At 43.1% G+C, this 9,441-nt stretch carries 7 protein-coding genes and 1 pseudogene; 3 read left to right on the top strand and 5 right to left on the bottom strand.

From position 1 onward, the window contains the following. Positions 1 to 202: 202 nt before the first annotated feature. The 4 genes and pseudogenes from VLN09_RS11685 to VLN09_RS11670 all read right to left on the bottom strand — a co-directional run. Positions 203 to 860 (bottom strand): annotated as a pseudogene (locus VLN09_RS11685) (peptide MFS transporter); the annotation flags it as partial. Between the two features lie 309 nt (positions 861 to 1,169). Further along, complete coding sequence (locus VLN09_RS11680; RefSeq protein WP_325246716.1) at positions 1,170 to 1,577, bottom strand: hypothetical protein; 408 nt, start codon at positions 1,575 to 1,577, stop codon at positions 1,170 to 1,172. 136 nt (positions 1,578 to 1,713) lie between these two features. Next, positions 1,714 to 3,288 (bottom strand): apolipoprotein N-acyltransferase, encoded by a 1,575-nt coding sequence (gene lnt, locus VLN09_RS11675; RefSeq protein WP_325246714.1) that lies wholly within the window; start codon positions 3,286 to 3,288, stop codon positions 1,714 to 1,716. 435 nt (positions 3,289 to 3,723) lie between these two features. After that, complete coding sequence (locus VLN09_RS11670; RefSeq protein WP_325246712.1) at positions 3,724 to 4,623, bottom strand: HlyC/CorC family transporter; 900 nt, start codon at positions 4,621 to 4,623, stop codon at positions 3,724 to 3,726. 265 nt (positions 4,624 to 4,888) lie between these two features. Between VLN09_RS11670 and VLN09_RS11665 the strand changes: the two genes are divergently transcribed. Beyond that, the gene (locus VLN09_RS11665) at positions 4,889 to 6,223 is read left to right on the top strand and encodes a DUF4105 domain-containing protein (RefSeq protein ID WP_414709134.1); all 1,335 of its coding nucleotides are present in this window, start codon (positions 4,889 to 4,891) and stop codon (positions 6,221 to 6,223) included. 51 nt (positions 6,224 to 6,274) lie between these two features. On the opposite strand, the gene VLN09_RS11660 is transcribed toward VLN09_RS11665, so the two are convergent. Continuing rightward, positions 6,275 to 6,838 carry a YcgN family cysteine cluster protein gene (locus VLN09_RS11660; protein WP_325246708.1) on the bottom strand — a complete coding sequence of 188 codons (564 nt, stop codon included), beginning with the start codon at positions 6,836 to 6,838 and terminating at the stop codon, positions 6,275 to 6,277. A gap of 160 nt (positions 6,839 to 6,998) precedes the next feature. Between VLN09_RS11660 and VLN09_RS11655 the strand changes: the two genes are divergently transcribed. After that, entirely contained in the window at positions 6,999 to 7,736 is a 738-nt protein-coding gene (locus VLN09_RS11655) for a dienelactone hydrolase family protein (protein ID WP_325246706.1), read from the top strand. A 160-nt stretch (positions 7,737 to 7,896) separates the two neighbouring features. Next, positions 7,897 to 9,441 (top strand): DUF2339 domain-containing protein (locus tag VLN09_RS11650; RefSeq protein WP_325246704.1); only part of this gene is annotated, 1,545 nt, incomplete at its 3' end.

Genomic DNA, 9,441 nt, shown 5'->3' with positions numbered 1-9,441 from the left:
GATAACACGTCTTATTGTAGATTATTGACTTGGTCGACTCATCCAATCAACCACTTACTATTTATAGTCAGGGAAAAGCAGTATCGATACATAACGTACTGCTGATATCAATTTTTCTTGCTTGCTGTGCCTACGCAGACAGAGGCTGCAAAAAATTTATACCAGCAGTACCGTAGCGTTTTTAAGGTATTTTAACTATAGCATAACGATTTAACGTCTTTTTCGCAGAAAAGCGATAAATGATTAGCGAAGCCAACATACCAAGTCCGCCAACACCAAAGCCTACATGCCACATACCTTTTTCTTTGAATACGCCAACAATTAGCGCGGCCAATAGCGCACCAATATTGATCCCCATATAGAATAAAGTAAAGCCGCCATCACGGCGCGCATCGCCTTTAGGATACAAAGCATCAACCATCACTGAGATACAGGTTTTAAATAAGCCTGAACCCAACACAATGCATATCAGACCCATAAAAAACAGCGTCATACCGAACATAGCAGAGAGTGCAATGCACAGATGACCTAAGGCAATGATAATACTGCCTCACCATAGCGCACGCTCTTGACCCAGCCAGTTGTCAGCCAACCAGCCGCCCGGCACCGCTGCTAAATACAACGAACCGGCAAAAATACCATAAATAGCAGAGGCAGTCGCTTCATCAAAGCCAAAGCCGCCGCTACCAACGGTCGCGACTATAAATAAAACCAATTAGCGGACGGATACTATAATAAGAAAAACGTTCCCACATTTCAGTAAAAAATAATGGGCGTAGCGGCTTAGGATGACCCATAAAGCCGTTTTCTAATGATGCCAATTCGGCAGCACTTACCTCTGATTTTGAATCTATCCTCATAACCCTATTCCCTTAAATACCACTTAGATGATGCCCCAATTCCTAATTCTTTCAGTCAGTGGTTTTATAGGCGCAATATTGTTTCACCTGTCCGGAATCAAGTAAAGAGAAAACTGGTCAATAATTACACAAACAACCATAAAAAAACCCATTCTCAATGATTGAGAATGGGTTTTTTTATGGTTGTTTTGAGTCATAATCATAGCAGCAATAGCAATGTCCCTAAGTAGAGACTGAGCATTACATTTAGAGACTCAATTGACAGCTTGCTCATCGCTACACTTATATCGTAACTCTAAAACAGCAAAATTACTGTGCAGCAGGAGCTTTTTCAGTAGTTTGCGCTGCTACTCCATCAGCTGGTTCTGCTGTTAAACCGGCATCGGCAACTGCCGCTTGACTGACTGTACCTTCAGCAGTGGCCGTACCTGCTTCCGCGCTAACAACGGCGCTATCAGTTTCAGCTGCTGGTGTCACTGTCGCATCGGCTGGCATAGCAGTCGTCGCTACTGCCGTATCTGCTACTGGTGCAGTAGTGATTGCTACTGGTGCAGCGACGGCGTCAGTGGCAGGCGCTTCGGCAGTGATGTGCTCTCCCGCTGGACGCAGGAAACCAGAAATACCAATCAATAAGACGATACCTAAAAATAAGGCAACACCGCCTAAAGTAAATAATAGCTCTTTTTTAGGGTTGTTTTCGACAATATGTTCTGACATACCTTATCCACCTTGCACAAAATATTTAAAATATTGGGCTATTATATCGCAATTTATGTCGATTTGTTAAAACCCTCAACTAATTAAAGGTTTTATTATCGAAAAACGTGATTGCCACTGTATGTTTTCAGTGTAATTAGTCAATCACACGTGTTCGAGGCGTTGCTCGTTTGCCAAGATAGCTCAATAATAGCAGCAACGCAATCACGATTAAAATAGGATAATTACCAAAACGCATAAATGGGGTATTACCGACACGCGCCTGCACATCGCCACGTAATACCGTGCGTTCAAACTGTGGGGCACGTTTAACGATACGTCCTTTATGGTCGATAATAGCAGTCACTCCCGTATTGGTTGCACGCATAAACCAGCGTCCGTTCTCTAATGCGCGCATCTGTACCATTTGCAAATGTTGTAGTGGACCCGCTGAAGTGCCAAACCATGCATCGTTTGAGATGGTCAATAAAAAGTCGGTATTAATGGCATTTTTGCGCGTGGTATCGGGGTAAGCGACTTCATAACATACTGCTGCACCCAAATTGTGACCACGTACACGCAGCGGTGATTGATTGTCACTACCGCTGCTATAACTCATAATATCTTGACTACCGGCAAGGTTCGGTAAGATATCTAGCATGCCCTCAAATGGGATATATTCACCAAATGGCACCAAACGCTGCTTTTTATACATCCCTTCAGCATCGCTACCAAGCGCAATCACACTATTATAAAACGGCGGATATTTATCTGTTTTGGGGTCAAAGTTCTCTAAATCTCTGTAAGGAATACCTGTTACCCATGTAGTGTCTGTTTCTTTGGCCATTTTTACCATCTCATTGATAAAGCCTATCGCTTCATCTTGAAACATCGGAATAGAAGATTCTGGCCATAAAACCATATCACGATCCCACTCGGTACTGGTCAAAGTCGCATAGATTTTTAGCGTTTCTACTTGATACTCGGTCAGCCACTTTAAGTCTTGCGGAATGTTGCCTTGAATTAACGACACTGATAAATCTGGCGTGCCCTTTGGTTTTGTCCATTGAGGATTGATTAACCACAATGCGCAGCTTACCACTAGTAAAGCTAAAGCTGGAATCATATAGCCAACTCGGCGACGCAAAAGCTCCACCACACTGGCTGCCAATAACACTGCTACAAAAGAGACGGCAAAGATGCCAGCAACAGGTGCCAATGACGACAACCAATACTGCTCAGTGAATGCATAACCGACAAATAACCACGGAAAACCAGTAAATAGCCAGGTTTTCATCCACTCTTGCAATATCCATAGCGCGGCAAACGACAACGGCTGCTTACCCACCAGTCGATTAAAAGTCAGCGCCAAAAAACCATGGAATAACCCCATGCCAAGACCCATCAGCGCAATCATAATCAGTGCAAGCCATACTGGTGTATCTCCATAGACATGAATGGAGGTATATAACCAAAACGCCCCCACACACCAAAGCCCTGTACCATAAGCCTGACCGATAAAAAACGCCCGCTTACCATTCATCTGTGGCAATAATAAAGCGTACAAAATCGCTGGCGACACCAAAGCCACGGGCCAAATTCCATAAGGCGCGAGTGCAAAAATAAATACTGCGCCTGCCAGCCACGCAATCAATAGCGTCAGCAGCAAAGACAAGCCTTTTGGCTTTTCAGGGTTTAGACGTTTTTGCAAATCAACAGTAGACAGACGCATAGCAGTTATCCAAAACTTTATTATTCAGTAATTTTAAATCTTGATGATTCAATCGACGTTTAATATAAAGACAGGCACATAAAGCTAAATGTCGCAGCCAAAAATCAAACTCGCTCATGATACCAGTCTGTCTAAAATAATGGGTAAAATTGCGTATTTTATCGATTAAAGAGTGATCACAAATGCTAAGAAGCAAAAAACACGATCGCAATCGTGTTTTGGTGGTGTGTCAAAAAGTATGCTGATTAAAATTTGAACAATTTTTGAAGCCTTGAAAGCCCTATAGAATCAGAGAACTTAGCATAGATTTCGTATTGACTTTTATCGCCAGCATACTTTTTAGAACACCACCCGTGTTTTTTGTATGGTTATTGCCCTTGTTAAATGCATCTCTAATGATCGCAATAAATAGGCTTAACTCATCCGATAAAGCATCTAATGGCTGCCAATCAAAATTTGCTGATCGGGCTTGATTTTGGTCAGCTCAAGATTTTGAATAAAACGCCCTTCGACATCAGTAATGGTGATTTGCCAATCGTCTATGACCACGCTCTCACCTTCTAGATCACCGACATGACCAAGCGTCTGCATGACCAAGCCACCCATGGTATCGACATCGGTATCATCAAAATGACAACCAAGCTCATCATTACAGTCTTCAATCACAGTAGAGGCTTGCACCCGCCAAGTATTGAGCTTTTCGGGGTCTGCAACGATATTATTAATATCACTGTCTTCATCGAAGTCATCATGCTCATCGACGATGTCACCGACGATCTCCTCAAGCAAATCCTCCATCGTGACCACGCCACCAAAATTGCCAAATTCATCGACGACAATCGCCATATGGACTTGGGTACGCTGCAAGGAGCGCAGCAAGGTATCAGAGCGCGCACTTTCACTGATATAGAGTGGCTGACGTACCAAATCTCTTAAGCGCTTGCTACTGATCTTCTCTTCTTCATCGCGCACCATGTGCACCAACAGAGGAATCAAATCTTTTGCCAATAGAATACCAATGACCGCATCATCATCTTGGCTATCAAAAACCGGATAGCGCGAATGGGTGGTCTCAAGGATGATGTCCATGACTTCAGCAAGGCTGGTGCTTTCATGTAACCCCACTACTTGCGGGCGCGGCGTCATGATTTCACGCACTTGTGTTGCAGGCAAATCAAGTACGCCTTCTAACATATCCACCGTATCAGGTTCTAAAAATTGGCGCGAGTCTTGCACCAAACGTATCAGTTCATCTCGGGTTTCGGGGGCGGTCGATAGCCAGCGTTTTAAGCCGCGCATCGACCAACTACTCGGGCTTGGAGCATCTTCAGACATGATGGTGTGAGTTAACCTCTTTAATTAATTTAATGGTAATTAGAATCATAAAAATGATAGATGGGGATAAAAAGGCTAAATAAAACAGCCAGCTTATCATTAACAGGATATTAAAGCATACATCATCCATCTTAATCAGATTTACTTTATCGCAAGGCTTGGCGACATTCAACGTCAAATTCACTCAAAGTGTATTGTCAGTGTGTTGCAATTTTTGCTATGGTCAAAGCCTGTGTCTTCTCTAATACAAGCCAAAATAAATCTTATGTCTCTACGTGCCTTTTTTTCTCGCCTATTTTCGTCTCATTCAACCGCTCGTCATTCAGGTAACGGCTTAGACACTCATGGCTCAGATAATAGCTTGAAGGCTAACAGATCTCCTGACAATACATCAAAATATCAGTGGCGATATTATCTACTGCAATTTTTTATTGCTTTGACATTCATACTGTCTGCAGTTTGGTTGCTAATGGCAATTTGGTATCAATTTGGTGCGCACGCGCCTATAACGTGGCTAACAATCATCCTTGTAGTCAGTGTGTTAGCAGCTTTATCAGGTATGCAAGTTTGGTCAAAAATATCTGAAAGTGCAATTGATAAGCGAATAGGCAAACAGCAAGTTAGTGGTAAAAATGCCAGTGTTCAGAAAACGAAAACTAAAAAGGCGTTAACTAAAGGGCTCATGGGAACGTACGCCGCAATATGGCTACTTGGGCTTGGCTGGTTTTTCTCTATTGAAGCGCAACAAGAGCGCGACTGGATGCCAGAGGTCGCTGAAAGAGTGACTTATACCCGCGATGCAAGCAATCCTAATTTGATTACACTAACCAACGTACGCAACTTTGATTGGCATACCGACACAGAAGCGACAGAGCGCTGGGAGACGCGCACGATTGATATGTCAAAGTTATCTGGCGTCGATATTACCAATTCGTATTGGATGGGGCCACTGATTGCCCATACGCTAGTGAGCTTTCGTTTTGAAGAGGAGCGCCCGCTTGCCTTCTCATTTGAGATTCGTAAAGAGAATGGTGAATCGTTTTCGGCATTGGCAGGATTTTTTAGACGTTTTGAATTGAGCTTGATTGCCGCAGAAGAGCGCGACATTATCTACACGCGCAGTAACGCGCGCGGCGAGCAGGTGTATCTGTTTCCCATTAGCCATTTACAGCAGCATGAAGTCAGAGCACTGTTCGAATCTTATTTGAATGCCGCTGATGAGCTAAATGCCAAGCCTGCGTGGTACAACACCTTAACCAGCAACTGTACCAATATCATATTTTATATGGCTCGTTTGGTCAGTGATGAGCGTTTGCCATGGGATTACCGGATTTGGGTCTCTGGTTGGCTACCAAACTATCTATATGATGTCGGGATGTTAGGCGCCAATCCTAAAAATACAGAACAACCTTGGTCGATGGATACCTGGTATGAGCGCACCCATATTAATCCAAAAGTTAACGGCTTTCATGATAGCGACGATATTCATGGCAGCGAGTTTTCAAAGCAGATTCGCCAAGGTATTCCGATACCGCCATTGGCTGACTCACAAGCTATTGCCGAAGCAAATGCTCAAGCTGCCGCTCAAGCTTCCCATTAATATTGCTTCTATTAAAGATTAAATAGTTTGACAATCAAGGGTTAGAGATTGTTAAGGCTTCACCCAATTGACTACCCGCGTTTCCATCTCCTCATCATCCATACCAATTTCAGTCACGCAGCGTCCCGCCACACCCACATTGGCGGCGCGCATTTGTTGCTGAGTTGCCAGCACATCTTGGGTCAATAATAAATGCCAACTTGGTAAGTTCTGCCCTTTATATAAGCGCTTATAAGCACAGTGTGACGGTAGCCACATCATATTAGGAAGATTTTCAATCGTCAGCTGAATGCAATCTGGTACATGCTCTTGGCGTGTCGCATAATGCGTGCAATAGCCGGTCGCACAGTCCATTAGCTGGCAGGTGACATCGGTATATTCCACCAAATCTTCATCAACATTACCCTGCTCGTCCTCATCAATATATTTAATCAAGCAACAACTGCCGCAGCCATCACACAAGGCTTCCCATTCGCTAGGGTTCAATTCTGCTAAAGTATAGCGCGACCAAAATTGCGGGCGCAGTGATTCAGTCGAGTCAGCTTCAAATAGTAAAGGCGTGTCCGTAGCAGCACGTAAATGAGATTTATCGTTATTTAAAAAATTTAGGGTCATAAAACTGCCGTATCATTTTGACAAAGAGCGTTACAGTATTATAGCTGTTTTTGACTAGGTTGGGCGTTATGGTAGTAAAGGTTAGCAAATAGATCACTCAAAAAATACGGATATCTGATACTCATCACATAAATTTCATTACCTAAAAAAGGACAACACTATGTCAATTAAGACGTTTGAATTAATCAGTACCACAGAAAATGGCATTCAATTGATTAGCTACGTGGCACTGCCAGAAAATGCATCCGATGACAATCCTGTAGCTGGTATTTTGGTTGCGCCAGAATGGTGGGGCGTGGTTGAGCATCCAAAGAATGTCACTGAACGCTTAGCAAAAGCAGGCTATGCCGCGGTCGCTATGGACATATACGGTGAAGGTAAGCTAACCTCAGATGCCGCGCAAGCAAACATGTGGATGGAGCAAGTGTTAGCAGACCAAGATATGCTCATGGCACGCTGCCGTTTGATTCTTAATGACTTTAGTGATCAGCTAGCCGTTGATAGCGACAACTTAGGTGCGATTGGCTATTGCTTTGGTGGCAAAATCGTCCTCGATATGGCGCGAGAAGGTATGCCCTTAAAAGCAGTGGCTACTTTCCACGGCAACCCATCACCTAAGCAGCCTGCCGATGAGCAGTTCACCGCTAAAGTATTGGTTGCTCATGGTCGCGATGATTCAATGGTATCAATGGATGCTATTGAAGGTCTCAAGTCAGAGCTAGATGCGGCGAATGTTGATTATACTATTGATGTTTATGACGATGCTAAGCATGGCTTTACCAATCCAAATGCGGACGAGCGCGCTGCCAAAAATGGCGTGGACTTAGGCTATAACGAAACGGCTGCTAAACAGAGCTGGGACAATATGCTGGAGTTTATGAAAGACAATTTGGCATAATGACTTTTTATAATAGTTTGACATTAAATCAGGTTTAAAGATTATTTAATGTTTTAACTTTCTTTGAATAAGCTCATTTGTGGCGTGTTAGGCGCGTCACTCTTGTGCTTATAATCAAATAGCGTCATTATCACTCAATGGACAGATAGATTGAGTGGGAATGATGCTATATTTTTTGATGGGTTCTTTAGGTTGGCTGGTTGTAATTACCTTAATAGTAATTATGATTGCCCTTTATATTAGGCTGCATCAGCAACTTGCACAATTGCGTCAAGATATGGCGCAATTAAAAAGCGAGCTTGAGCAGGAAAAGAATAGTACCACTGCGGTAAAAGGTACTACTGTAAAAAGTATATTTGACGCCAAATCATCTGTTGAACATACAGTATCACCAACAGAAAAATCAATGCCGCCTCCGTTACCGCTTGCTGCTTTATCCTCTAACCCTCTATCAACTCACTTTGTGTCACTATCTGCAACTCCATCACCAGTTTCCAATAGTCAGCCTTTATCTGATAAAGCTGTTAATGCACCGATAGAACCTGACGAGCGCTCACTCCCTATTGTTACCTCACTTATTCACTCCATGCAAAACTGGTTTTTGGGTGGCAATTTAGTGGTGCGAGTTGGGGTATTGATTTTACTGGTCGGCGTGGTTTTACTGCTGCGCTTATTAAGCGACTATATCCAAGTACCTATTGGCGTCAAGCTAACAGTCATTATTATCATAGGATTAGGATTGGCAGGATTAGGCTTAAAGCTAGCGGAAAAACGCTTTGCCTATGGTATTAGCTTACAAGGTACGGGCTTAGCCATTGCTTATTTGACCACATTTTTTGCCTATAGCGTCTATCAGGTAATCGGTAGTCTGCCAAGCTTTATAGCACTTGGCATATTATCTGCCGTAACGGTCGCTTTAGCGGTACGCCAAAATGCTTTTCCTTTGGCATTATTAGCATTATCCGGTGGATTCTTTGCACCGATTTTGACCAGTCAAGATACTGGCAGCTTAACGATACTCTTTAGCTATTACTTGTTATTAAATATCACCATTGCAGTTATTGCTCATTATCGCCCGTGGAAGGTACTGAACTTATTTGGTGCGAGCGTGACCTTTGGCTTGGCATATTATTGGGGATTGACTGAAAATTTAACGGTAATTATAGAAAATCAACGCTGGACATTGGTATTACTCGTCGCGCTACATGTACTGCTGTATTTATTCGTCGTCATTCGTTATGCACAGCAAATCATTGCTTATAACGATACTATTTCTTATTCTTATAACGATAGTGACGCCGCTACTGTTACTGCTATTAATACGGACCAAAATGCTGATATTAAGAATCAGCTTTCTAGCTATGTGTTTCCCATTGATATCGGACTGCTGTTTTCTGTGCCGCTGTTGGCATTTGGGTTATTTTCAGCATTACTACACGATATCAATCACGCTTTAACCCTAACTAGTACAATTTTAGCGGTAATTTATTTGGGGCTTGGCTGGACGTTTATCCAGCGCAGTCAGCGTTATGCTTTGATTACAGAAGGGATGCTGGCATTGGGCTTTGGCTTTTTAGCTTTGGTGATTCCGTTGGCATTAAATGCAGAGTGGATTGCCTTTGGTTGGTCAGTGCAGGGCTTAGCGCTAGTATGGTTTGGGCGGCGATCCTTGCGTGCGTGGTCGGTATTATTGGGTTTATTATTG

It is taken from the genome of Psychrobacter sp. (assembly GCF_035469765.1).
Taxonomy (GTDB): domain Bacteria; phylum Pseudomonadota; class Gammaproteobacteria; order Pseudomonadales; family Moraxellaceae; genus Psychrobacter.
The sequence above is the reverse complement of the archived record's forward strand: the minus strand, read 5'-3'. Positions and strand labels throughout refer to the sequence as shown.